Below are 25641 nucleotides of genomic sequence, written 5' to 3' on the forward strand. Positions count from 1 at the left end.
AGGGAGGCTTAATCCTCACAGAAAGGTCTTAAATATTTAGCTCTGTGTGGATGTCTCAGTTTTCTTAATGCCTTTGCCTCTATCTGTCTTATTCTTTCCCTTGTTACGCCGAACTTTTTACCAACCTGTTCAAGTGTGTACTCTGTATCATCCTCAAGACCGAATCTGTATCTTAAAACCTGTTCTTCCCTTTCTGAAAGTGTTGATAAAACTTCCTCTAGCTGCTGTCTTAATGCCTGTCTTAAAACGTGCTGTTCAGGGGACATAACAGTTTTGTCCTCTATGAAATCACCAAGATGTGATTCATCGTCGTCACCTATAGGAGTCTCAAGTGATATAGGCTCCTGTGATGTTCTGAGTATCTTTCTTACCTTCTCAGGAGGCATACCAACCTTTTTAGCTATCTCCTCAGGTGTAGGTTCCCTTCCAAGCTCCTGAACCATTGATCTTGCAACCCTGACAAGCTTGTTGATAGTTTCTATCATATGGACAGGTATTCTTATAGTTCTCGCCTGATCGGCTATAGCCCTTGTTATAGCCTGTCTTATCCACCATGTTGCGTATGTTGAAAATTTATAGCCTTTTTTGTAATCAAACTTATCAACAGCTTTCATAAGTCCTATATTTCCTTCCTGTATAAGATCAAGGAACTGGAGTCCTCTGTTTGTGTATTTTTTAGCTATTGAGACAACAAGTCTGAGGTTTGACTGGACTATCTTCTGTTTTGTCTCATTTACCTCTTTTCTACCTTCCTGAATGATATTTATAACGTGATCAAACTCAGTTGGAACTGTTCCTATCATCTCTTTAAGCTCTTCTATCTCTTCCTGTAGTTTTAATGTTTCCGTTCTCAGTATCTCAAATCTTCCGAATGAGAAACCATTTTCCTCTATCTTTTTCAGTATCTCAGGATCGTCGTAATCTCCTTTAAGGAGTTTTTCAACATCAGGGTCTATCTTCTGAAGTCTTTTTATTCTCTTGTTGAGATCTTTTTCCTTTCTTTTAAGTTTCATGTAAAGCTCTTTCAGCTCATCAGCTATCTTGTCAAGCTTTGTGAATTTTATGTTCAGACTTTTTATAAATCTGTTTACCTTTGCGTGTTTCTCGATAAACTCCTTTTTTAGCTCTACATCATCAGGATTTTCAATAATAGCCTGCTCAAGATCTCTCAGCTCCCTGTACATATGGGCGAGAGTGAGACCTTTCTGTATGAAATCCTTTGTTATGGCATCCATCACCTCAGCTTCATCGTAACTCTCATCCTCAGTATCGTACTCGTTACTGTCTATATTGATAATATCCTTGACCTTCATTCTCCCATCTGCAACTTTTGCCCACTCATCTAAGAGCCTTTCAGCTAAGAAAGATGTCCTTAAAAGACCTCTGAAAACCTTTTTTCTTCCCCTTTCTATATCTTTAGCGAGTTTTATCTCTTCATCCCTTGTGAGAAGAGGGATCTTACCCATCTCCTTAAGGTAAAGCTTAACAGGATCATCTGTTTTAGCCCAGGCATCGTCAGAAAAGTTGATACCTAAGTAGTCACTCTCCCCTGAAAACTCCTCTGGTTTTGCTTCTTCAATAACATCAATATTCAGTTCATTCAGGTACTCTATTAACTGTTCAAGTTCATCTGATAGGAGGAGATCCTCGTCTATTATCTCTGAAAGCTCTTTGTAGGTGACGTATCCTTTTTCCTTTGCGAGCATGATGACCTTTCTAACATCGTCCCTTTCATGCATCATTTTTTTACACTGCCTCCTAAAATAGTTTTTTTAACTTCTTCCTGAAGTTTGATTAAAAACTCTTCATCTGGATCACTGTTAATACTCAGATAAAGCTCATTTTCCTTTTTAAGCCAGGCTCTGTATTTTCTTTCCAGTGCGTACACAGCAGCATCAACATCAACAATCTCTTCAGACTGTAATATCTCCTCCAGAACCTCCTCTTCTAACTCCTCATTATTCAGTATCGCTCTAACTAAAATCTCAAAGTTTCCAGAACCTTCTATTTTATCAAATCTATCAAACCTGCTCAACAGCTCATCTTTTTTTGTGATCAATGTCTTCAGTATCAGTTTTTCAGTTTTTGAGAGATAATCTGTAAACTTAACTTCTTCTGTTTCAGTGGCTGTACTGCTTTTTTTAAGCTCCAGGTAGCTTTCCTGAAGTCCTGTCTCCTCTGATAGTTTTTTTATTAAAAGACCCTGTTTTGTTTTTTCAGGGATCACGGAAACCATATCAAGATATAAATCTATGATCTCTCCCTTTTTTTTCAATTCTTTTTCATCCTTTATTCTATTAAGCAGGAAATCAAGAAAGTTCTCAGCTTTTTTAAGTGTGTTTTCAACAGCTTTATATCCCTGTTTTGCAAGATCATCAGGATCTTTTCCGTCTTCTATAAGGGCATAGTAAACATCTATATTTTTAGATAGAAGTATCTTTGAGGCTCTTATAACGGCCTTTTTTCCGGCTTTATCACTGTCAAACATCAAAACAGCTTTGTTTACAAACTTTTTTAAAAGGTCACCGTGGTACTCTGTGAAAGCCGTTCCAAGTGTTGCAACAACATTTTTTACTCCAGTCTGGTAAAGGGAGATAAGATCAAGATAACCTTCAACAATAACAACCCATTTCTTTTCCCTCAGATAATCTTTAGATTCAAAAAAGCCGTACAGAACCTTTCCTTTAGAGTAAATCTCAGTTTCAGGGGAGTTTATATATTTTGGCTGGTGGCTTTCCCTTAATGCTCTTCCTCCGAAAGCAACAACCCTTCCTCTATGATCCCTGATTGGGAATATCAGTCTCCCTCTGAATCTGTCAACTATGGATTCATCGTCTCTTTCAGTTACTACACCAACCTCTTTTAGCTTCTCCAGATCTATCCCTTCACTTTTACAGAAATCAATTATCAACTGTGGATTTTCAGGGGAGTAACCGAGATCAAAATGATCTGCAGTACTTGACAGAACCTCCCTTTTTTTCAGATACTCTCTAACATCTTTTGAGTTTTTAAGCTGATCTTTGTAAAATTTTGCTATTTTTTCTGTAACGGAAAAAAGTCCTTTGAGATGCTCATAATTTTTTTCTGTTCCTGTGTATTTTACAGGTATATTGTATTTCTGGGCCAGCTTTATAACAGCTTCTGAGAATGATATTCCTTCATAATCCATAAGAAATGAGAGGGCTGTTCCGCTTTTCCCACAACCGAAGCATTTGAATATATTTTTCTGGGGGGAAACTATAAATGAAGGCGTTTTTTCAGAATGGAAAGGACATAGAGCTTTATAGTTTGATCCTGCCTTTTCAAGGTTTATATACTCAGATATAACATCATAAACATTTGCTGTTCTTCTGACTTCCTCTATTGTATCTGGACTTATTGCCATTAAATCCTCATTTTTTGTTCTTTGTATAAAAAGAGATATATTAAAAATTTAATAAAAAATCATACAAAAGCAACTATTTTTTAAGCTTTAATAAAGGTAAAATATTTGTAAAAGTATATTAAGGAGAGAGAGTTGAACTACCGCACTCACATAATCATTGAAGAGAAAAAAAAGTACAAACTTATATTTCCAGACCCCTTTTATGATCCTGTTTACGTTGAGGATGAAGACCAGTTCAAGGAGGTTATAAAACAGCTAAAATCTGAAGGAAAAGGCGAAATTGCTAAAGAGTTGACAGAAAAATGGGTAAATATACATAAAGAGCATTTCAAGATAAATTACAGAGGTAAGTTTCTTAATCTTGGAACAAAAACCGCCGTGATGGGGATACTGAATCTAACCCCCGACTCATTTTCAGATGGTGGTATATACTACGGAGATATTGAGAAGGCTGTTGAAAGGGTTGCACAGATGCTTGAGGAAGGGGCTGACATTATAGATATAGGTGGTGAATCAACAAGACCGGGAGCTGTTCCTGTTTCTGTAGAAGAGGAGCTTGAGAGGGTTATTCCAGTTATAAAGGCTGTAAGGAAGGAGCTTGGAGATAACTTTCTTATATCAGTAGATACATACAAATCAAAGGTTGCTGAAAGAGCTCTTGAAGAAGGAGCTGATATAGTGAACGATATAAGCGGGATGAGTTTTGATCCAGATATGGCTAAGGTTATAAGCAGATATGACTGTCCTGTTGTTATAAATCACACAAAGGGAAGACCTGACAGTATGCAGGAAAATGTTTACTACAATGATGTTGTTCTTGAGGTTATAGATTTTTTAGAGAATCAGATAGAGTATGGTATGAAGCACGGTATCAGGAAAGACAGGTTTATCATTGATCCAGGTATAGGTTTCGGTAAGTATGTTGAGCATAATGTTGAGATAATAAAAAGGCTGAAAGAGTTCAAAGTTCTGGGACACCCTGTACTTATAGGTATATCGAGGAAGTCTTTTATAGGTAGTATAATAAAGAATCTTCTTGGCAGGGATGAAACACCTTCTCCTGAGGAAAGGTTAAGCGGAAGTCTCGGTGCAACGGCAATAGCTGTTTTAAATGGAGCACACATAGTAAGAACACATGATGTTAAAGAGACAGTTGAGTTTTTAACATTAATAGACACTATCAGAGGTTACAGGGTTGTTTGAAAGTTTAGACTGGCTTGTTAATGTGATAACTTCAATAAAATGGTATGACGTAATAGATATACTGATCGTTGCTGTTATCATATACTACCTTCTTAAGTTCCTGATAGGAACAAGAGGCTGGCAGATACTTATCGGTATATTTTTCATACTTTCACTCTGGCTCCTTGCAAAGATACTACAGCTCAGAACTGTAGAATGGATATTTGATAATCTCTGGACGATAGGTATATTTCTCCTTATTGTTGTTTTCCAGCCTGAGATAAGGAGAGGTCTGGCAAAGATAGGTGAGACAGGGATTTTCAGAGGCCTTTTCCTCTCAAGGAAAAAGGTTATAGATGAGGTTATAAGGGCTGCAACATTTATGGCTGAAAGGAAGATAGGGGCTCTTATCGTTTTTGAGAGGACTATAGATCTTGATAACTATACAGAAGGTTGTGTAAAGCTTAATGCTGACACAAGTCTTGAGCTTTTAATATCAATATTCATACCACAGACACCATTACATGATGGTGCTGTTATAATCAGGGATCAGAAGATAGCCCTGGCAAGATGTTTTCTCCCTTTAACAATAAACCCGAACATACCAAAAAATATAGGAACGAGGCATAGGGCGGCTATAGGTATAACTGAGGAGACTGACGCTGTTGCTCTCGTTGTTTCAGAGGAAAGGGGAGAGATATCACTTGCTGTTGATGGAAAGCTTTATAAAGGTCTTGACTCTTTGACTTTAAGAAATAAGCTTATAGACCTTCTTGGAATAGAGAAGAGGGACACAGTTGAGGTTATACTGGGAAGATTTAAAAAAGGTAAAAAGGGTAAAAAATGGAAAAAATAAAAGGTATATTTTTGAATAACCTTCCACTTAAGATCCTCTCCCTTCTGGTTGCATTCCTTCTGTGGCTGAATATAACAAGTACGCAGAAGGCAAGGGTTGAGTTTTACAGTGATGTTGAGATAAAGCCTTACCCTAAGGACCTTGTTGTGGAACAGGTTCAGCCTGAGAAGGTTCTCATCATTATAGAAGGTCCAAAAAGTGCTCTCAGCAATGTAAATATATCCCAGATCCAGACATACGTTGATGGCTTTAAGCTTAAAGAGGGTGAAAATCTACTCCCTGTTGAGATATCAAAGGATCTTATAAAGAATTTCAAGATTATCTCCATATACCCTGACAGGGTGCTTGTGTATGCTAAAAAGAGAAAATGATAAAATATTCAGAAAAAAGGAGGTTCTGACGTTAGATGGTAAAGCTTAATATAAAAAGGTTTGGTGAGTATGAGTTTGAAGACGGTGTTACCCTGAAAGATATCATCTCAGCCCTTGAAGGTGAGGGGAAGAAGATAAAAAATGTTGTTGGTGGAAAGCTTAACGATCAGATAATAGATCTCCACACACCTATTAGAACAGGAGGGGATCTCACATTTCTCACAAAAAAAGATCCTGAAAGCCTTGAGATTTTAAGACACTCATTTGCACATATAATGGCACAGGCTTTAAAGGAGCTTTACGGTGATAAAAATGTTCATCTCGGTATAGGTCCAACAACTGAGAACGGCTTTTACTACGATGTTGAGATAGAGGGAAAAAGACTTACAGAAGAGGATCTTCCAGTTATTGAAGAGAAGATGAGGGAGATAATAGAGAGAAACTGTGAGATAGAGAGAAAAGAACTTCCAAGGGATGAGGCGTTAAAGCTTTTTGAGGAAAAAAGGGAGATATACAAGATAGATATAATAAAACACCAGATACCTGAAGGGGAGCCTATATCCGTTTATCAGCAGTGTGATTTTATAGATCTGTGTAGAGGTCCACACCTTCTTTCAACAGGAGAAGCGGGCGTTTTTAAACTTGTTTCACTTGCAGGAGCATACTGGAGGGGAAAAGAAGGAAATCCTATGCTCCAGAGAATTTACGGTGTTGCCTTCTGGAATGAGAAGGATCTGAAAAAGTATATGAATATGCTTGAGGAGGCTAAGAAGAGGGATCACAGAAAGCTCGGCAGGGAGCTTGAGCTTTTTATAATAGATGAGGATGTTGGTGGTGGTCTTGCACTGTGGCTTCCAAAGGGAGCTGTTATAAGAAATGAGATAGAGACAGCATGGAAGGAGGAGCATATAAAGAGAGGTTACCAGCTTGTTTACACACCTCATGTAGGAAAGGAACAGCTCTGGCAGACAAGCGGACATGTTGATTTTTACAGGGAGAATATGTTTCCAGAGATGATGATAGAGGAGGAGGGATACTTTGTTAAACCTATGAACTGCCCTTTCCATGTTGAGATATACAAATCAAGACAGAGAAGTTATAAGGAACTTCCTATAAAACTTGCAGAGCTTGGAACGGTTTACAGGTATGAGAGAAGCGGAGTTTTACACGGTCTTATGAGGGTTAGGGGATTTACACAGGATGATGCACATATAATATGCAGGGAGGATCAGGTTGAGAAGGAGATACAGGATGTTCTCCATCTTGTACTTGATACTTTAAGAACATACGGTTTTAATGAGTTTCAGATATTCCTCTCAACAAGACCTGAAAAGTCTGTAGGTGATGACAGGATGTGGGAGGTGGCAACAGAGTCCCTCAGGAAGGCTATAGAAAGTGTTGGTCTTGATTACCAGATTGATGAAGGGGGTGGGGCATTTTACGGACCTAAAATAGACGTCAAGATAAAAGATGCTATAGGCAGAATGTGGCAGTGTTCCACAATCCAGTTTGATTTTAATCTTCCAGAGAGATTTGATATGTACTACATAGGGGAAGACAATAAGAGACACAGACCTTATATGATACACAGGGCTATATTCGGTTCAATAGAGAGATTTATAGGTGTTCTTATTGAGCATTACGCAGGTCTTCTACCTCTCTGGCTTTCTCCTGTTCAGGCAAAGATAATTCCTGTTGCAGACACACATATACCGTATGCAAAGGAGGTTGAAAAGAAGCTTAAAGAGGCAGGATTGAGGGTTGAGGTTGATGAGAGATCAGAGAGGATGAATAGAAAGATAAGGGATGCGGAACTACAGAAGATACCTTATATGCTGATTGTTGGGGATAAAGAACAGCAGACAGGAAGTGTATCTGTAAGAACCAAGAAAAAGGGAAATGTAGGTCTTTTCACTGTGGATCAGTTTATCCAGAATGCTAAAAAACTGATAGAGGAGAGATCAACAGAGCTGTGAAGGGTTTAGTCCCCTTCACACTCCCATTTATAGCCTGCACCTCTGACTGTCTTTATACATCTTCCATAGATTCCTAACTTGTCCCTGAGCTTTTTTATATGAACATCAATCGTTCTGTCAAAAACATCAAGATCATTTTCCCAGACAGATGAAAGTATCTGATCCCTTGTAAGAACCTTTCCTTCTGCATTTATAAGTAAAAGTAGAAGCTTAAACTCTTTTGCTGTTAGATCTATATTTTTTCCGTCTATCCTTACCTCAATTTTCAGAGGGTCTATCTCAAGATCTTTTATCCTTATGATCTTGTCTTTTTTAAATGATCTTTTTGATCTTTTCAGGACAGCTTTTATCCTTGCTATAAGCTCCCTTATTGAGAAAGGTTTTGTAACATAATCATCAGCTCCAAGCTCAAGTCCAACTATCTTATCAATCTCTGTACTTTTTGCTGTTAACATTATTATAGGGATCTCTTCTGTATCTTTATCCGATTTAAGGAGTTTGCAGAACTCAAGACCATCCATATCAGGAAGCATAATATCAAGGACTATAAGATCTGGGTAGTCTGATTTTATATTTCTGTATGCCTCTTTACTGTTCAGAAATGATCTTACACTGAAACCTTCCTTTTTCAGATTGTAAACGAGAAGTTCGTTGATATCCTCGTCATCTTCAACAACATAAATAAGACTCATAACTGTCTCCCGATCTGCTTATGATATTCAATTATAAACGGAAGAGGGGAGGAGATTGTTAAGAAATCTCAATATATAAAGCCGGGCGCCCCCTATCGGCGTAGGGATTCTGGCTTACCGTTGCTCCCTTCCGGGCCTGGCGGGGTTCACCAGTCCCTACCCGAAGGGACCCGGCAATTTTATTCTTTTTAACACTGGCGGATGGGGAGGGATTCGAACCCTCGGTACCGCAAAGCGGTACACAGCATTTCCAGTGCTGCCCCTTCGGCCAGGCTCGGGCACCCATCCGTTGAGGCTTTATTATTATATGATAATCAAATAAAATTGCAAACTGAACTGGTAAATAGGCTTATAATATTTCTAAGCAATACTCAGAACCGGAGGTGTATTTATGGATATAAAGTTCTATACAGAAAAGCTTGCAAGGGAAGCCAGGGAGTCACAGAAGTTTTTAAGAAGGGTTACAACAGATATTAAAAATAGAGTACTTCTCAGGACAGCAGAGCTTTTGATTGAGAAAAAAGAGATAATAAAGGAGGCGAATGATAAAGATCTTGAGTTTGCACAGAAGAAAGGTTACTCAAAAGCTCTACTTGACAGATTAACACTTAATGAAAAAAGGATAAACGGTATGGTTCAGGTTTTAAAGGATGTTGCATCCCTACCTGATCCTGTAGGTGAGATCATATCAATGTGGACAAGACCTAACGGTCTCAGGGTGGGTCAGATGAGGGTTCCACTTGGGACGGTTATGATTATCTATGAGGCAAGACCTAACGTAACTGTTGAGGCTGCCTCTTTATGTATAAAATCCTCAAATGCTGTAATACTTAAAGGTGGAAGTGAGACCATAAACTCAAACAGGGTACTTGTTGAGATACTGAGACAGGCGGCAAGGGAGTCAGGATTTCCAGAGAGAGCTATACAGTTTGTTGATACTACAGATAGGGAGGCTGTGAACCATCTTTTAACACTTGATCAGTATATAGATGTTGTTATTCCAAGGGGTGGAGAAGGACTTATAAGAGCTGTTGCAGAAAAGGCAACAATGCCTGTTATAAAACATTATAAAGGTGTTTGTAACCTTTATATTGATGATGAGGCTGATATGGAAAAGGCTTTAAATATAGCCTACAATGCAAAGGTTGAGAGACCTTCTGTATGTAATGCTATAGAGAATCTTATCGTCCATAAAGATATAGCTGAAAAGTTCTTACCTGAGATAGCCTATTACTACGGTAAAGCAGGTGTTGAGATGAGATGTGATGAGAGAGCTCTTGAAATACTGAGGGATCATCCGAAGGCTAACGATACAGAGATAGTTCCAGCTAAGGAAGATGATTACTACGAGGAGTTCCTTGATCTGATTATTGCCGTTAAAGTTGTTGACAGTATAGATCAGGCTATAGATTTTATTCATAAATACGGCTCTAACCATTCGGAATCTATCGTTACTGAGAACTACACTAAAGGTATGAGATTTATTAATGAGGTTGACAGCTCTGCAGTTTATATTAATGCTTCAACAAGATTTACAGATGGAAATGAGTTTGGGCTTGGGGCTGAGATGGGAATATCAACGGATAAGATCCATGTTAGAGGACCTATGGGGTTAAAGGAGCTTACAATACCTAAGTTTATAATATTTGGAGATGGACAGATAAGGAACAATGTTGGTATTCCTGAAGATGAGGAGATAAAGATAGATACAGAAAAATGTGAGATGTAGGTAAGGGCTATGGAAGGAAGACTTGAAAGGGCTCTTAGAAGCTCATCACTTTTTAAAGGATTTGGAGGGGATTTTTTCAGACATATTATCCCTTATATGAAGATCTACCAGTACCAGAAGGGTAAAGAGATAGTCTATCAGGGGGAGGAAAGCTCAGACCTTTTTATTATCCTTGAAGGGAGAATAAAGGCCTCAATATTTGACGATGAGGGAAATGAGCTTGTTATAGATATATTCGGCGAAGGAGATTTTGTTGGAGAACTGAGTCTTATAGATGGAAAGCCGAGAAGTGCATCACTGATAGCAGAAACGGATGTTGTTGTTGCTGTTCTTGAGAGGAAGTATTTTATAGAGATACTTAAAAAGTATCCTGAACTCTGTCTAAAACTTGCGGAAAATCTCGTTTACAGACTTAGAAAGGCTGACAAGTTCTTAGAGAGTCTCGCATTTTTAGATGTTAAGGAGAGGATAATTAATCTTTTTATAGAAAGTGCTGTTGAAAATGATGAGAGAGTTTATAAAGTACCAAAAATGTCCCACAGGGAGATAGCAAAAAGGATAGGTGCTTCAAGGGAGTCTGTAACGAAAGCATTAAAGAGGTTTTCAGAGCTTGGGATACTTTCTGAAGACAACAATATGTATATATTAAATTTAGAAGAGAAAAACTGGAGAATTTTATAATGAAAACGATTCATGATTTTTTAAGGGCTAAAGAAGAGGGAAAGAAGATAACGATGATCTCAACCTATGACTACTGGTCTGCAAGGCTCTGTGAGAAGGCTGAGATAGACTGTATACTTGTTGGTGATTCCGTAGGAATGGTTGTAAACGGTCTTGATACGACACTTCCTGTCACCGTTGATGAGATGATATACCATGCTAAAGCTGTAAGAAGAGGGGCACCTGACACATTTATAGTTGTTGATATGCCATTTTTGAGCTATCAGGTGAAAAAGGAGGATGCTGTTTACAACGCAGGAAGGATAATGAAGGAGACAGGATGTAACGCTGTTAAGATAGAAGGTGGTGAAGAGGTTGCTGAGGTTATACAGAAACTTGTTTCTGTTGGTATTCCTGTGATGGGTCATCTTGGACTTACACCACAGTCTGTTCATGCACTTGGAGGTTATAAAGTTCAGGGGAAGACTGAGGAGGAGCAGAAAAGAATTTTGAGGGATGCGAAGATACTTGAACAGGCAGGTGTTTTTGCCGTCGTTCTTGAGGCTGTTCCATCAAAGCTTGCGAAGGAGATAACAGAGTTTTTAGAGGTTCCAACAATAGGGATAGGTGCAGGGAAAGAAACTGACGGTCAGGTTCTTGTTTTCCACGATATGCTCGGATTTTTTGATAGATCTCCAAAGTTTGTTAAAAGGTATATGGAAGGTGGAAGGCTTATTAAGGAAGCTCTGAAAAACTTTAAAAAAGAGGTTCAGGAGGGTATATTCCCTGGAAAAGAACACACCTATGACTGATATAAAAGTATCTAAAAATATAGAAGAAGCTGCTGAATATCTGAAAAAAGGGAGGATCGTAATAGCTCCCACAGACACACTTTACGGTATACTTGCAGATGCACTGAATAAAGATGCTGTTGAAAAGGTTTACAGACTTAAGGGGAGAACTCCCACAAAGCCTGTTATCGTTCTGATACCCCAGCTTGAGTTTCTTGATCTTTTCTGTGTAAAGCCTTCAGAGAGAGAAAAAAAACTGCTCATTCACAGAGGTATAACCGTTGTTATAGATCTTCAAGATGATTGTAAAGAAAGGTTCTTCTATCTTCACAGAGGTAAAGGATCGTTAGGTTTCAGGATTCCTGATAGTGATCAGCTTATAAAAGTTATGGAGAGGATAGAAAGACCTCTGATAGCTCCTTCAGCTAACCCGGAAGGTAAGAAACCAGCTGAGGATATAGATCAGGCTGTCTCGTATTTTGGAAGTAAGGTTGATCTTTATATTGATGGTGGGACTGTTAAGGGAAAAGAGCCTTCAACAGTTGTGAAGATTGATAATGGTATCACTGTGATCAGAGAAGGAAGTATAAAGAAAGATGAGATAAAAAGATTACTTGAAGGATGATAAAAGCTCATAGGAAAGCTTTTTTAGATCCTCTCTGTATCTTTCAAGGTCAAAATCTTTTACTCTTGCGACACCTAATTTTAATGAAGCTTCAGCCACTTTTACCGGTACCTCAATAAGAAGTCTGTGGTCAAAAGGCTTTGGTATTATATAATCCCTTCCAAATCTAAGATCGGATTCGTATATCTCTTTTATCTCTTCAGGTACTTCCTTTTTAGCAAGTTCTGCTATTCCTCTTATCGCTGAAAGTATCATCTGATCGTTTATACTTTCCGCTCTTGTGTCAAGGGCACCTCTGAATATAAACGGAAAGGCTATAACATTGTTTATCTGGTTTGGGTAATCACTTCTCCCTGTGGCAACAATCGCATCATCCCTTACAGAGTAAACATCTTCAGGGAATATCTCAGGTGTCGGGTTTGCAAGGGCGAATATTATAGGCTCTTCATTCATAGACAGAACCATATTTTTTGATAGTATATTCCCCTTTGACAGTCCTATAAAAACGTCAGCTCCGTACATAGCTTCCTTTAAAGATCTTATATTCTCATCTGTTGCAAACTCTTTTTTATGCTCTGGAAGATCATCCCTTTTCTTTGAGATAACACCTTTACTGTCAAGCATTATGATATTCTTAACGCCTAACTTTCTGTAAAGTCTTCCACATGCTATCGCTGCAGCTCCAGCACCGTTTATAACAAGTCTTATCTGGGATATATCCTTTCCTGTTATCTCTATAGCGTTAAGTAACGCTGCTGCAGAAACTATTGCAGTTCCATGCTGGTCATCATGCATAACAGGTATATCTAGCTCTTCCTTAAGCTTTTTCTCAATATAAAAACATTCAGGAGCTTTTATATCCTCAAGATTTATAGCTCCAAAAGTTGGGGATATCTTTTTTACCACCTCACAGAACTTATCAGGATCTTTCTCGTCTATCTCTATATCAAAAACATCAATACCTGCAAACCTTTTGAATAATAAAGCCTTTCCTTCCATAACAGGTTTACTTGCCAGGCTTCCTATATCACCAAGACCCAGGACAGCTGTCCCATTTGTTACAACACCAACAAGGTTTGATCTTATTGTGTAGTCGTACGATCTGATAGGATCTTCCTTTATCTCAAGACATGGAAAGGCAACGCCTGGTGTGTATGCGAGGGAAAGATCTCTCTGTGTTTTGAAAGGTTTTTTTGGTTTTATCTCCAGTTTTCCAGGAGAGTCACCGTTGTGATAAAAAAGTGCTTCTTCTTTCTTTATTTTCATAATCTAAAAAGGGGAAAGGTATCCCCCTATATAAGTCTGTTTCTCTGAGCGTTTGTTATAGATGTTGCTATTCTTATATCCCTTGGAAATTCTGAACCTCTTTCAGTCTGTTTTATCTCAAGTCTTTCCGTTCCGAAGTACTCTTTTATAATCTCTATAGCTCTATCAACATCAAAATCTTTACATGAGAATATATCTATTGAAAAGTATCCTTTTTCTGGGAATGTGTGAACACTTATATGACTTTCAGCGATTATAACAAATCCTGATACGCCCCAGTCCTCAGGCTTGTCTCCGCCGTCATACTTAAAAACGTAAGGAGGCATTATCTTTGTCATTCCTATCTCTTTAGGAAGTTCATCAAGGAAGTTTGTTACTGCCTCAACACTTGCAAGAACTTCATAATTTGCATCGTAACCGTCAACCATGAGGTGAGGTCCAAATCCTATCAATCCATCAATCCTCCTGATTTTATTATCTATAAATAACTTAAAATATACTAATTTTTTTTATTTGTAAATACTGAAATTATCCAGAATTCTAATAATAGAATTTATGAGAAAAATCATTAACCTTCAACTTACATGGAATACCTTATGTTAACAAATATTAACCAGAAGTTAATAATCCCTTAATCTAACTTTCCTATCTTATAGTTAGAAAAAATCTTAAAGGAGGTGAAAAAGTAATGGTAAGAGCAGGTAAAAGAATTGAGGAGATGGATGTCCGTTTTGAAGAGGTATCCTACAGATGCAGATGTGGTTTTGAAGGAAAAGAGGTTATAGTGGTTGCAAACAACGTTGGAATCCTTGACACAAGATGTGAGAAGTGCAACAGAAGAATCATCCAGTTCAAAGTCATTGAAAGGTCTGAAGGTTAATCCCTTCCCCCTTCAGAACCTCAGGGAAGGGATTTTATGATCCTCACAACTCAAGCTCCTTTCCGTATTTATCCCTCAGGATCTGTGCAACCTTAACCATATTCTTTAACGCAGGAATGGTCTCCTTCCAGTCTCTCGTTTTTAGACCACAGTCAGGGTTTATCCATATGAGATTTTTGTCTGTAACCTTTACAGTTCTCTCAGCTATCTCAAGCATCTCCTCAACTGAAGGTATCCTTGGAGAGTGTATATCGTAAAGTCCTATACCAATTCCGTGGTCGTAATTAAAATCCTCAAAAGCCTGAATTATCTCACCTTTTGATCTTGAAGCCTCTATTGATATAACATCAGCATCCATCTGGTATATCCATTCTATTATCTCATTAAACTCTGAGTAGCACATATGTGTATGTATCTGTGTTGTTTTCTTAACTGTGTGATTTGTCAGTCTGAAAGCCTTTACAGCCCATCTCAGATAGTCTTCCTGTTTTCTCTTCTTTAAAGGCAGTCCTTCTCTAAATGCCGGTTCATCAATCTGTATAATCTTTATACCAGCCTTTTCAAGATCAAGAACCTCCTCTTTTAGTGCGAGGGCTATCTGGAATGCTATCTCCTTTTTAGGTATGTCCTTTCTATAAAATGACCAGTTAAGAATAGTTACAGGACCAGTTAACATTCCTTTTACGGGCTTGTTTGTGAGACTTTGAGCGTATACTATCTCCTTAACTGTCATGGATTCAGGTCTTGATACATCACCGTATATTATAGGTGGTCTCACACATCTTGTTCCGTAAGACTGAACCCAGCCGTTTTTCGTGAACGCAAAACCTTCCATCTTTTCACCAAAGAACTCAACCATATCAGTTCTCTCAAACTCACCATGAACAAAAACATCAAGACCTATCTCTTCCTGTATCTCAACAGCCTTTTTTATCTGATCTTTTATGAATGATTCATACTCAGCCTCTGTTATCTCTCCTCTTCTGAACTTTGCCCTTACCTGTCTGACCTCCTTTGTCTGAGGAAAACTTCCTATCGTTGTTGTAGGAAACTTGGGCAGTCCTAAAAGCTCCATCTGTGATCTGTATCTCTCTCTGAAATCATCCTTTCTTCTGATCTCAATACTTTCAATCTCCTTAACAGATCTTTTCACATCCTCATTTATGAATATACTTCTTATCTCTTCTATATTCTGATCTGGAACTTCCTTACCTTCATTTATTATCTCTTTCAGTATCCTGAGCTCATCTATCCTTTCTGATGCAAATGAGAGCATCTTTAACAGATTCTCATCAAGGAATCCTTTTTCTGACTCTATTGTAACAGGAAGATGGAATAGAGGTGATCCGTTTGATATTATGAGCCTGTCTTCAGAAACGTGTCTTCCTATTGTTTCCAGCTGATCCAAAACCTTCCTGTAGTCCGTTTTCCACGGATCTCTTCCTGATATAACCCCAGCTATAAGTTTTTTATCGTCAGGAAATCCGTATCTTTTCAGATTCTCAAGATTTTCATCATTAACAACAAAGTCAAGACCTATTCCTGTTACAGGAAGTGAGAAAACGATCTTTTCAAAGTTATCTAAACTCTCGTAGTATGTGTGAAGATGTATCTCCGTTTTATCTATCCCATCTGTAAGTATCCTGTACGCCTCTAAAAGTGTATCTACATCCTGATCAGTTATATCAAGAACAAGGGCAGGCTCATCTAACTGGACAGCTTTAACGCCTTCAGACTGGAGTTCTTTAAGTATCTCATTGTAAACTTTTGCCAGTGAGAGAACCATAGGTCTGAACTTCTCAGAATCGTATGATCTGATCATATTCATTAAAAGTGATCCTTCCTGTCTCTCATAGACCTTTCCAAGGTATACATACGTGAAAGGTCCAACAATAACCGGTTTTGTCTCAATGCCTCTCTCTTTTGCCCATCTGTAAGAGTCTAAAGGTCTGTTTTTTATAAGTCTGAAATTACCTGTCAGTTCTGGAACTATGTAATGGTAGTTTGTATCAAACCATTTTGTCATCTCACAGGCGATCGCACTCTCAGAGCCTCTTGCCATTGCAAAGTACCTGTCTGTATCATCCTGTATATTCCTGAATCTATCCGGGATAATATCAATCATTGTTGATATATCAAGTATAAAATCATAAACAGAGAAATCATTTGAAGGTACAAGATCAAGATCACCTTTTTTCAGAAACTCAAACCTTTCCTCATTAACCTTTTCAAGACCTCTGTACATCTCATCCTTATTTATCTCCCCTTTCCAGTATCCTTCAACATACTTTTTCAGCTCCCTGTTTTTTCCTATCTTCGGGAATCCAAAAGCTGTAGTTTTTATACCCATGCTAACCTCCTTTTGCAAATGCAAATAATTTGCAATTATTATCACACAGTTTATTTTCAAATGCAAATCATTTGCAAAAAATATACAGATCTATATTTTTATACTTAAGATGTTAAAATATTTAATCTAATTTTTAACGGAAGGTGCTGATGGGAGAGAAACTTTCAATTCCAAAAGGATACAGACAGACAAAACAGAGAAAAGCTATCCTTGATATTCTTGAAAAGGCTGAGTTTCCAATACATGCTGAGGATATATTCTTAAGGCTTAAAGAAGGTGGGATTGATATAAGCCTGTCAACTATATACAGAAATCTTGAGATGCTCACAAAGGAAGGTCTTGTTGTTAAGTCCTATATGATGAATGAGGATAAGGCTAGGTTCGCCCTTCCTGACAAGAAAAACTACCTCGTTTGTGAGAAATGTGGAAAGATAGTGATAATTGACAACTGTCCATTTGATAAGTTTAAAGAGGAGCTTATTGAGGTTCACGGATTTGATATTACAGGACACAGTATAGAGGTTTACGGTATATGCCCTGAGTGTCAGAAAAAATCAGAATGATTTTTTAAAGGATCTTATTAAAACTGTGATGATAACAGCCTCAACAATTATAAGGAGAAAATGAAGGTAGTAAACCTTATCCTGGTTTGATGTGATCCCGATCTGGTATTCAAGCATTTTATAAAACAGAAAGGATCCAGCCATACCTGAAAGATAACCTGCCTGTCTGTAAATATCTATTATTGATAGAAGGTTCTTCTTCCTGACTATCAGTGTCTCAGCCCTCACAAGGTAGGCTCCAAATACAAAAGTCAGCTGGTAGCCTGCATAAACCAATAGAGCTGTCATATACGTGTACGGGTTTATCAGAAAGTATATAACAAGTAAAAATATTACAGCCTCAACAAATAGAGATATAAAAAAGAATTTCTGTATATTCATAAGTTTTTCATAAAACTTTGCGACAATAAGCATACCAACAGCTAAAAGTATTCCGCCTACAGAGTATATAGATGGTTTTAATGGTGCATAGATAGTGAATATTGATCCTATTGAAAGCCCCGTAAAGAAAGAGTTGAAAAATTTATACCAGATATAAGTACGGGGCTTTAGTGAGATTACCTTCATCTATCACCATCTCAGTTCAATTCCTGCGTATAAACTCCTTTCGGCTGTGGCGTACCCATCAACAGTCTGGTAGTATTTATCCGTTAGATTTACAACCTTTCCGTAAACTGTGATATTTCTGTTTATTCTGTAGTTTAAAAAGCAGTCTACCACAGTGTAGTAACCTGTGTTCACACCTCCTGTATCTTTTCTTTTTCCTACATACTCTCCGTAAAAGCCTATATCTAAATTTCTTGATGGATAGAATGAAAGCTCAAAACCTACCCTGTTCTGAGGTCTTCTTAAAAGCCTGTTCCCGTCTGGATCTTTTGGATCAAGGTATGTGTAGTTAACAGATATGAATGTTTTGAATCTTTTTATAAACCTGCTGTATTTTGCCTCAAAGCCTTTTATCTTTGATCTTCCTTTTATGTTTTTGTATTTATATGTGGTGAAATCGTAATCTATAAGATCTTTTATACTGTACCTGAAGTAAGTGAGAGTTATATGTTTGCTTCCAAATGATATATCATACTGTTTTGTGTTCTCAGGATTAAGGTCTGGATTTCCTGCGAAGCCATAAAGCTGAAAGATCGTAGGAACTTTGTAAGCTGTCCCGTAATTTCCTGAGATAAAATATCTTTTTGATAATCTGTGTTTAAAGCCTATCTTGTAAGTTCCTTTATCCTTGAATGCAGAGTAGCTGTCGTATCTAAAAGATCCTGTGTAGGTTGTGTTTCCAGATCTGTAAACGGATGTGATAAAGTAGCCGTAGCTGTGGTATCTTTTATTAAGATCAAAACCTGCACTTTTACTGTTTATAAAATCCTGCCTTGTTATCCCGTAGATGATAAACCCTTTTCTGAAAGAGTATCTGTCCTTAAATGTGTAATCCCTGTACTCACCTTCATACCCGCCGTACTGGGTTCTTTTAAACTCAGATTTTGCCGCTGATACCTCAATGCTGTGTTTTTTTAGATCTTTTCTGTACGAAATCCTGTGGAAACGCTGTGAGATATGGTTGAAATACTCGGATATACCGAATCCAAAAGGATCATCGTAATCCTTTGCATCAATACCTGAGGCTGCATCGTAATGAACAACAGCATCAATATTCTTAAATACAAACTCAAATCTATCTTTATCAGTTATATAAAATGAAGTTTTAAGATTCAGTGTGTCATTTCTGAAAGGATCCCTCTCCCAGCCCAGCTCGTCCCATCTTTTGCCGTAGTCCGGGCTTTTCTTTGATGGTTCAGCAGCTGAAAATCCTGATGTTCTGAGGTGGTGAATACCAAGTAAAAGATCAATCCTGTCAGACCCGTAAGAGATCGTTGTTCCATACTTTCTCGTTATATAACTTCCGTAAAGACCGTAAGTTTTTATATGGAAACCTTTCTCAGGTTTTTTACTCACTATATTTATCACACCACCGACAGCATCGGCACCCCAGACACCTGACTGGACACCTTTTACGATCTCTATCTGCTGGATATCATCCATTAGAAAAAGCTCGTAAAAAGGGTTTCCTCCTATAGTTGTAGGATCATTTATCCTTATACCATCTATCATGAAGACTGTGTTTTCCGTTTTATTTCCCCACAGATAGATTGAGGTAGTCTGACCGAATCCACCGTTTGAACTGAAACTTATCCCCGATCTGTTCTTTATAAGCTCTTTAAGATCAAAAGGCTTTTTCTCCTCTATCTCCTTTCCTGTTATTATCTCTGAAGGGGAGGTGATCTGCTTTATATCTGTGTAAGATCCATAAGCTGAGTAGATGGAGATATTTTCCAGTTCATATCCTTCTGATAAACTGATTATCCCTGCTGTCATAACTGCTGCAGATAATAGCTTCCTCATCCTGCCTCCTTTATGCAAATGATTTGTATTTGCAAGTTATTATATTATAGATTTTTCTCACTGTCCTGTAATATAATCAATCTTCCTTTGAGATTATAAGGAGGTAGGAGTTGTTTCGGTATATCTATCTTATACTGCTTGTTCTGACATTTACTGTTTTTTCTGAAGAGAAAAAGTGGGAGGTTCATATAGAGTTTGCCTATGTTAAAACATCAGGAAATACACAGACGGATACTATGGCGTCAAAGTTCAACGCTGATTATGAGCTTGATAAAAACAGATTTTATCTGAAAGGTGAGACTTTATACAAAAAGGACGATGGAAAGGAAAGTGCGAACAAGGTTATAACAGATGGAAGATGGGAAAGGGTTATACATGATGATCTTTTTGGTTTTTTAAATATAAGGTATGAGATGGACAAGTTCTCAGGTTATGAGTACAGAATATCAGGTGGTCCAGGTGTAGGTTACGATATCATTGAGAGGGATGATATGAACCTTAAGTCCCTGATATCTGTGATTAACTATTACGACAGATTTGTTGATGGGGAGAGGAAAAGCGACAGCTACTCCTCATCAAAGGTTGAGCTTTATTTTGACTGGGATATAAGGGAGGATCTTAAATATAGATTTGATATAAACTACATAGTATCACTGAGGGACAACCAGAACTACTTTTTAAATGGTGAGACAGGCTTTGAGATAAAGCTTAACTCGGTTCTCTCTATGGGTGTATCCTACAAGGTTAACTACCAGAACAAACCACCTGACCCTGATATAAAAAGAACGGATACAACATTACTAACATCTGTTATATTTGATTTTTGATCTACCTGAAATCCTTTATATTTCTTTTGTAGAAAACCTGGTAAACATTGTATATTCCTATAAAAATTCCTACAAGAATGCCTGTTATCGTCCATGAGATCTTACCAACCCTGTATCTTCCATCAAGCCACCATCCTATATACGCTCCTGCTATAACAGGGAGGAGAAATATAACACTTATACTTCCAATGTAAGACAGGGCGTACCATATATTTTTCTCCTTCTTCTTCTCAAGCCTCTCAATTCTCTCTTTTATCTCTTTAAAGAAATCTCCCATACTATCCCCTTTCAACCTCAACTATCTGTTTCATTATCATCCTCTCAAGTATCTGTATATTCTCCCTTAATTTTTTTTCAAACACCTCAATTCTGCTTATCCTTTTTGATAGCTCTTCCTTTATCTCCTCAACAGACTCACCTTTTACAGCTGTTCTTGTAACGAGAGAAACCCTGTTTTTCTCAACATTTAAGATCCCGTAATCGTAAGCTATGTATATCTTTTTTCCTTCCTGATCAACAAAATGACCTATAGATCTTGTTAGGACTGTTATAAAATCCTGATGCTCCGGGTATATTCCAAGACTTCCCTCAACATCCTCAAGGGATAGATATCTTATATTGAAAGTTTCCTTCTTCTCAGGTGTTATAAGGTTAAGGCTTAACAGCTTCATCAACAACTCCTATCATGTAGAATCTTGCCTCATCTATCTGGTCGTACTTTCCTTCCATTATCTCCTTACAGCCTCTTATTGTCTCTTTCAGTGGAACATTTTTACCTTTCTTTCCTGTAAATGCCTCTGTTGTGAAGAAAGGCTGTGTCAGAAATCTCTCTAACTTTCTGGCTCTCTGGACTATAAGTCTGTCCTCTTTAGACAGCTCCTCAATACCCAGCATATTTATAATATCCTCAAGATCCCTGTATCTCTGGAGATGGTATCTTACAAGGTTTGCAACCTCATAATGCTCATGTCCAACTATATCCGGATCTAAAACCTTTGTTCTTGATTCAAGGGGATCTATAGCAGGATAAAAACCTTTCGCAGCCCTCTCCCTTGAGAGAATAACAGTACTGTCAAGATGTGCAAATGTGCTTGAAGGAGCAGGATCGGTTATATCATCAGCAGGAACGTATATAGCCTGAACAGATGTTATAGAACCTGATTTTGTTGATGTTATCCTCTCCTCAACTACAGCTATCTCCTCCTTTAATGTTGGCTGGTAACCAGCCCTTGCAGGAAGTTTACCAAGGAGTGTTGATACCTCCATACCTGCCTGTGCATACCTGAATATGTTATCTATAAGAAGTAGTACATCTGTGTTTTTCTCATCCCTGAAATACTCAGCTATAGATAAAGCCGGGAATATGGCTTTTGCCCTTATCCCTGGTGGTTCGTTCATCTGTCCAAGTATAAGTGTTGTCCTTTTTAATACATCAAGTCTTTTAAGCTCGTGCCACAGCTCGTGAGCCTCCCTTATTCTTTCACCAACACCTGCAAATATTGATACACCTTCATGTATCTTTACCATTCTGAATATGAACTCTGTCAGGAGAACTGTCTTTCCAACACCAGCCCCACCAAAAAGACCTACCTTTCCTCCTTTAACGAAAGGAACAAGAAGATCAACTATCTTTATACCTGTTTCAAGTATCTCCCTTTCTTCCCTACCTTCCGTTATCTCAGGTGCTTTCCTGTAAACAGGATACTCTATATTTGATTTTATCTCTCCAAGCCTGTCTATTGGATTTCCAAATATATCAAGTGTTCTTCCAAGAACAGCCTCACCAACCTTTACTGTGAGATAATTACCTGTTCTTTTTACTGTCATATTTTTTGAGAGACCAACAGTTTTTCCTAGAACAAGACAGGATATGATGTTGTTCTCCTTTAACAGCTCAACCTCAAGTTTTGTTCCTGTCTCCTCAACTACAAGAACCTCTTTAAGGAAGGGAGTGTTATCCTCAGGAAATACAACATCAACAACACTCTCCCTTATGGAAACTATTTTTCCACTCATCATTCCCCCGTTATTACCCTGTATGCTGATATTATCTCCTGTATCTCATCTGTTATCTCTTCCTGTCTGAAATAGTTTCTCTCAATCTCAAGATTTTTAATATTCTTTTCTATTGATTTTGAGGCGTTGTCCATATTCATCAGCCTGACACCGTTTTCTGAGAGAAAGGACTCGAGGTAGGATCTGTATATATTTGCAAATATGTACTCAATAATAATGTCTGACAGGATCTGGGCTGGGTCTATATCAACAACAGGTGGGTATCTGTAGAGGTTTTCCCTCTCAACCTCAAAAGGTATTATTCTCTTTATTACAGGTCTGTATCTTCCTATCCCCATAAACTGGTTGTAGGATACGTATATCTCATTTATCTTCTCGGATATATAAAGCTGTGTTATATAGCCTATAAGCTCAGAAGCGTAGGAGTATATAGAATCGTAATCTACAGGTGATGGAAATGTTTTAAACTTCCTGTCGGAGATAACATCATCAAGTTTCTTACCCACAACTATAAAGCCTGCAAAGTCAGGATCATCTGAAAATTTTGATAAAACCTCCCTGCCTATCTTCTCATTGAAAAGACCGCAGAGACCCTGATCGGATCCATAAACTATAACAGCCTTCTTCCCTTCATTGAATGAGAGTGATAGATCAGGGTAAAAGGATAGTATCTTCTGAAGGCTGTCTGTTATCTCGGATTCGTAATCTCTCAGACTTGTAATGAGGTGCTGAGCCTTCTGGAGATTCAGGGATGCTATAGATTTCATTGATATAACGATCTTTCTTATATCATCAAACTTCTTTATCTTAAGTTCTATATCCTTTGTTGAGTTCATATCTCTTCAGCCAGCTTTTTAAGTTTTTCCTTTATCTGTGAGGTTAACACTTTTGAGATCTTAATATCTTTCAGTATCTCAGGATGTTCAGTTTTTATCCTTTTAAGTATAAAATCAGCTCTGTCATTAACCTGATCCTCAGGTATGTTATCAAAGTATCCCTCATTTAACAGGAAGAATATCACAACCTGTTCTTCAACCTGATAAGACTTGAGTTTAGGCTGTTTTAAAAGCTCCCTCAATCTCTTCCCCCTTCTTATGATCTCAGCTGTCTCACCAAAAACCTTAACACCTAACTTTGTGAATATCTCAACCTCAAGAAACTGTGCGTAGTAAAGTCTGAGGAACTCAGCAACCTCCTTTAATGCCGGTATCTGGGTCTTCCCTCCAATTCTTGAGACAGACCTTCCGACATCAACAGCAGGTCTCTGGTTTATATTGAAAAGGTTTGAATCGAGGTATATCTGTCCATCCGTTATTGAGATAACATTTGTAGGGATGTAAGATGATATTCTCCCTGCCTGTGTCTCAACTACTGGTAGGGCTGTAATAGATCCACCATCCTTTATCTTACACGCTCTCTCAAGAAGTCTTGAGTGTATATAAAATATGTCTCCCGGGAAAGCCTCCCTTCCCGGTGGTCTTTTCAGAAGGAGTGATAATGACTGGTATGCAAAAGCATGTTTTGTAAGATCATCATAAACTATTAGAACATCCTTATTTTTATCAAGGAAGTACTCTGCTATAGCTGTTCCGGAGTAAGGTGATAAAAACTGGAGACCTGGATATGAGTCTGATGTTGCAGAGACGATAACTGTGTAATCCATAGCACCGTATTTTTTCAATGTTGTGTAAACATCAAGAACTGACTGTTTTCTCTGACCTATTGATACATATATACAGATAACATCCTTATCTTTCTGATTTATTATAGTATCAACAGCTATTGATGTTTTCCCTGTTGAAGGATCACCAAGTATAAGCTCCCTCTGCCCTTTTCCTATTGGAAACATACAGTCAATAACCTTTATACCTGTGTAAAGCTGATCTTTCACAAAATCCCTGTCAAATAATGCCGGAGCTTCCCTCTCAACAGGATAGTAAACTGTTGTTTTTACAGGAGGCTTTCCATCAAGGGGTTTTCCAAGAGGATCAATTATTCTTCCTAAAAGCTGGTCTGAAACCGGCACAGAAACTATATATCCTGTTCTGTAAACAGGTGTGTTTATCTCAACATTCTCCTCCTTTTCAAGTATTACAGCTGTTACCTTATCTTCCTGTATGTCTATAACGATCCCTTTTAGGTTGTTGCTGAACCTTACAACCTCATAGAACATGGCATTTGGAAGACCTGATATTACAGCAATACCTTCCTCAACAGACTCAACCACTCCCTGTTCCTTTATTACAGGCTTAAGACTGTATTCATCAACAGCTCTTTTTAAAGCCTCCCTGAACCTGTCTACACTATCATGAAGTCTCAATTTTATCCCTCAGCAGTGTTTCAAATACAGATATCTGACCTTCAAGTGATGCATCTATCATCTTTGATGCTATATGTATCTTAACACCTGCGATAAGATCCTTCCTTTCCTCAGTTTTTATTGTTACATCAATACCAAACATATCCTTTATACTCTTTTTGATACTCTCAATCTCTTCCTCTGATAGAGGGTAAGCTGTTTCTACAGTTACCGTATTTCTCTCTTTTAGCTCAGCTGCTATATCATCAATCTCTTCCCTGTTTACACTTTTTATCCCTTCAATAGCTATACTCAGTAGTTTTTTGTGTAGATTTCTGTCTGATATACCGGAGAGAAGTTTTGATACAAACTTTAATGCGTATCTTACAGTTTCTTCTTTAAGCTCGTTTATAGCCTCTTTCTTCTCTATCTCAAGTGATTCTAGGAATTTCTGTCTCTGGGCATCAAGCTCCTTTTTCATCTCACTGTAAAGTCTCTCCTTCTCCTGCTGAACCTCCTTTGCTATCTGTGCTATCTTTGTTTTCTTTAGCTCTTCCATCTCCTTCACAACCTGATTGTACTCATCCTTTATCTTTTTAAGCTTTGATTCAGCCTCTTCAGCTTCCCTTATCTTCTGGTCTATATAGCTTTTCCTTTTCTTTAAAACAGAGATAACAGGGTTGTAAAGGAGTTTTTTTAGTATCCATAAAAGAACAAAGAAGTTAATAATCTCAAAAAGATATGTTAGTAGATCAAGCTTCATC

At 37.9% G+C, this 25641-nt stretch carries 25 protein-coding genes, 1 tRNA gene and 1 other RNA gene; 11 read left to right on the forward strand and 16 right to left on the reverse strand.

What is annotated here, in order from left to right; genetic code table 11:
• Positions 1-8: 8 nt before the first annotated feature.
• Both rpoD and dnaG read right to left on the reverse strand, forming a co-directional pair.
• Complete coding sequence (rpoD, locus tag PERMA_RS08300) at positions 9-1742, reverse strand: RNA polymerase sigma factor RpoD (RefSeq protein WP_012676319.1); 1734 nt, start codon at positions 1740-1742, stop codon at positions 9-11.
• On the reverse strand, positions 1739-3385 hold the full coding sequence (gene dnaG, locus PERMA_RS08305; RefSeq protein WP_012676777.1) for a DNA primase: 1647 nt from the start codon (positions 3383-3385) through the stop codon (positions 1739-1741). Before dnaG ends, rpoD begins: the two co-directional genes overlap by 4 nt.
• Before the next feature lie 132 nt (positions 3386-3517).
• Between dnaG and folP the strand changes: the two genes are divergently transcribed.
• From folP to thrS, 4 genes are read left to right on the forward strand one after another with little or no spacing between them, the layout of a single operon-like run.
• Entirely contained in the window at positions 3518-4588 is a 1071-nt protein-coding gene (gene folP, locus PERMA_RS08310) for a dihydropteroate synthase (RefSeq protein ID WP_012675889.1), read from the forward strand.
• Positions 4581-5423, forward strand: a complete 843-nt coding sequence (cdaA, locus tag PERMA_RS08315) for a diadenylate cyclase CdaA (RefSeq protein ID WP_015898885.1) — start codon at positions 4581-4583, stop codon at positions 5421-5423. Before folP ends, cdaA begins: the two co-directional genes overlap by 8 nt.
• Positions 5411-5794: a YbbR-like domain-containing protein gene (locus PERMA_RS08320; protein WP_012676087.1), complete on the forward strand. Its 384-nt coding sequence runs from the start codon at positions 5411-5413 to the stop codon at positions 5792-5794. The genes cdaA and PERMA_RS08320 overlap by 13 nt, the downstream gene beginning before the upstream one ends.
• A 35-nt stretch (positions 5795-5829) precedes the next feature.
• Entirely contained in the window at positions 5830-7770 is a 1941-nt protein-coding gene (gene thrS, locus PERMA_RS08325; protein WP_012676310.1) for a threonine--tRNA ligase, read from the forward strand.
• A gap of 5 nt (positions 7771-7775) precedes the next feature.
• Here thrS and PERMA_RS08330 read toward each other — a convergent pair whose 3' ends face one another.
• The 3 genes from PERMA_RS08330 to PERMA_RS08335 all read right to left on the reverse strand — a co-directional run bounded on the left by PERMA_RS08330 (position 7776) and on the right by PERMA_RS08335 (position 8750).
• Positions 7776-8462, reverse strand: coding sequence for a response regulator (locus PERMA_RS08330; protein WP_012676958.1), 687 nt, complete (start codon positions 8460-8462; stop codon positions 7776-7778).
• A gap of 76 nt (positions 8463-8538) precedes the next feature.
• An RNA gene (ffs, locus tag PERMA_RS10670) (signal recognition particle sRNA small type) lies at positions 8539-8638 on the reverse strand.
• Between the two features lie 19 nt (positions 8639-8657).
• Positions 8658-8750 (reverse strand) — tRNA-Ser (locus PERMA_RS08335).
• Between the two features lie 109 nt (positions 8751-8859).
• On the opposite strand from PERMA_RS08335, the gene PERMA_RS08340 reads away from it, so the two are divergent.
• The 4 genes from PERMA_RS08340 to PERMA_RS08355 are packed head-to-tail and all read left to right on the forward strand — an operon-like array spanning position 8860 to position 12267.
• On the forward strand, positions 8860-10191 hold the full coding sequence (locus PERMA_RS08340) for a glutamate-5-semialdehyde dehydrogenase (protein ID WP_472853288.1): 1332 nt from the start codon (positions 8860-8862) through the stop codon (positions 10189-10191).
• 9 nt (positions 10192-10200) lie between these two features.
• Positions 10201-10872 carry a Crp/Fnr family transcriptional regulator gene (locus PERMA_RS08345; protein ID WP_012675622.1) on the forward strand — a complete coding sequence of 224 codons (672 nt, stop codon included), beginning with the start codon at positions 10201-10203 and terminating at the stop codon, positions 10870-10872.
• A complete protein-coding gene (gene panB / locus PERMA_RS08350; RefSeq protein ID WP_012676320.1) occupies positions 10872-11663 on the forward strand; it encodes a 3-methyl-2-oxobutanoate hydroxymethyltransferase in 792 nt (263 codons plus the stop codon). Before PERMA_RS08345 ends, panB begins: the two co-directional genes overlap by 1 nt.
• The gene (locus PERMA_RS08355; RefSeq protein ID WP_015898962.1) at positions 11656-12267 is read left to right on the forward strand and encodes an L-threonylcarbamoyladenylate synthase; all 612 of its coding nucleotides are present in this window, start codon (positions 11656-11658) and stop codon (positions 12265-12267) included. Before panB ends, PERMA_RS08355 begins: the two co-directional genes overlap by 8 nt.
• Here PERMA_RS08355 and PERMA_RS08360 read toward each other — a convergent pair.
• Both PERMA_RS08360 and speD read right to left on the reverse strand, forming a co-directional pair.
• On the reverse strand, positions 12253-13533 hold the full coding sequence (locus tag PERMA_RS08360; RefSeq protein ID WP_012676026.1) for a malic enzyme-like NAD(P)-binding protein: 1281 nt from the start codon (positions 13531-13533) through the stop codon (positions 12253-12255). The genes PERMA_RS08355 and PERMA_RS08360 overlap by 15 nt on opposite strands.
• Positions 13534-13559: 26 nt before the next feature.
• Positions 13560-13985 (reverse strand): adenosylmethionine decarboxylase, encoded by a 426-nt coding sequence (gene speD, locus PERMA_RS08365; protein ID WP_012675873.1) that lies wholly within the window; start codon positions 13983-13985, stop codon positions 13560-13562.
• Positions 13986-14221: 236 nt separating this feature from the next.
• Between speD and PERMA_RS08370 the strand changes: the two genes are divergently transcribed.
• On the forward strand, positions 14222-14413 hold the full coding sequence (locus tag PERMA_RS08370; protein WP_012676860.1) for a hypothetical protein: 192 nt from the start codon (positions 14222-14224) through the stop codon (positions 14411-14413).
• A 43-nt stretch (positions 14414-14456) separates the two neighbouring features.
• Here PERMA_RS08370 and metE read toward each other — a convergent pair whose 3' ends face one another.
• The gene (gene metE, locus PERMA_RS08375) at positions 14457-16763 is read right to left on the reverse strand and encodes a 5-methyltetrahydropteroyltriglutamate--homocysteine S-methyltransferase (protein WP_012676652.1); all 2307 of its coding nucleotides are present in this window, start codon (positions 16761-16763) and stop codon (positions 14457-14459) included.
• Between the two features lie 149 nt (positions 16764-16912).
• Between metE and PERMA_RS08380 the strand changes: the two genes are divergently transcribed.
• On the forward strand, positions 16913-17326 hold the full coding sequence (locus PERMA_RS08380; RefSeq protein ID WP_012676397.1) for a Fur family transcriptional regulator: 414 nt from the start codon (positions 16913-16915) through the stop codon (positions 17324-17326).
• Here PERMA_RS08380 and PERMA_RS08385 read toward each other — a convergent pair.
• Both PERMA_RS08385 and PERMA_RS08390 read right to left on the reverse strand, forming a co-directional pair.
• Entirely contained in the window at positions 17318-17893 is a 576-nt protein-coding gene (locus PERMA_RS08385; protein ID WP_012675326.1) for a hypothetical protein, read from the reverse strand. The two genes, PERMA_RS08380 and PERMA_RS08385, sit on opposite strands and share 9 nt — an antisense overlap.
• Before the next feature lie 3 nt (positions 17894-17896).
• Positions 17897-19735 (reverse strand): TonB-dependent receptor plug domain-containing protein, encoded by a 1839-nt coding sequence (locus tag PERMA_RS08390; RefSeq protein ID WP_012676171.1) that lies wholly within the window; start codon positions 19733-19735, stop codon positions 17897-17899.
• Positions 19736-19845: 110 nt separating this feature from the next.
• Between PERMA_RS08390 and PERMA_RS08395 the strand changes: the two genes are divergently transcribed.
• Complete coding sequence (locus PERMA_RS08395; protein ID WP_012675352.1) at positions 19846-20562, forward strand: DUF481 domain-containing protein; 717 nt, start codon at positions 19846-19848, stop codon at positions 20560-20562.
• Position 20563: 1 nt separating this feature from the next.
• Here the strand turns inward: PERMA_RS08395 and PERMA_RS08400 are convergent, their stop codons facing one another.
• The 6 genes from PERMA_RS08400 to PERMA_RS08425 are packed head-to-tail and all read right to left on the reverse strand — an operon-like array spanning position 20564 to position 25640.
• On the reverse strand, positions 20564-20839 hold the full coding sequence (locus PERMA_RS08400) for an AtpZ/AtpI family protein (protein WP_012676302.1): 276 nt from the start codon (positions 20837-20839) through the stop codon (positions 20564-20566).
• 1 nt (position 20840) lies between these two features.
• Complete coding sequence (locus PERMA_RS08405; RefSeq protein WP_012675673.1) at positions 20841-21233, reverse strand: F0F1 ATP synthase subunit delta/epsilon; 393 nt, start codon at positions 21231-21233, stop codon at positions 20841-20843.
• A complete protein-coding gene (atpD, locus tag PERMA_RS08410; protein ID WP_012676459.1) occupies positions 21214-22581 on the reverse strand; it encodes a F0F1 ATP synthase subunit beta in 1368 nt (455 codons plus the stop codon). The genes PERMA_RS08405 and atpD overlap by 20 nt, the downstream gene beginning before the upstream one ends.
• Positions 22578-23414 carry a F0F1 ATP synthase subunit gamma gene (locus PERMA_RS08415; protein ID WP_012675912.1) on the reverse strand — a complete coding sequence of 279 codons (837 nt, stop codon included), beginning with the start codon at positions 23412-23414 and terminating at the stop codon, positions 22578-22580. The genes atpD and PERMA_RS08415 overlap by 4 nt, the downstream gene beginning before the upstream one ends.
• A complete protein-coding gene (locus tag PERMA_RS08420; protein ID WP_012676765.1) occupies positions 23411-24898 on the reverse strand; it encodes a F0F1 ATP synthase subunit alpha in 1488 nt (495 codons plus the stop codon). The genes PERMA_RS08415 and PERMA_RS08420 overlap by 4 nt, the downstream gene beginning before the upstream one ends.
• Positions 24885-25640 (reverse strand): F0F1 ATP synthase subunit delta, encoded by a 756-nt coding sequence (locus PERMA_RS08425; protein ID WP_012676069.1) that lies wholly within the window; start codon positions 25638-25640, stop codon positions 24885-24887. The genes PERMA_RS08420 and PERMA_RS08425 overlap by 14 nt, the downstream gene beginning before the upstream one ends.
• Position 25641: the final 1 nt, after the last annotated feature.

This window comes from Persephonella marina EX-H1, from assembly GCF_000021565.1.
In the GTDB taxonomy this organism is placed as follows: domain Bacteria; phylum Aquificota; class Aquificia; order Aquificales; family Hydrogenothermaceae; genus Persephonella; species Persephonella marina.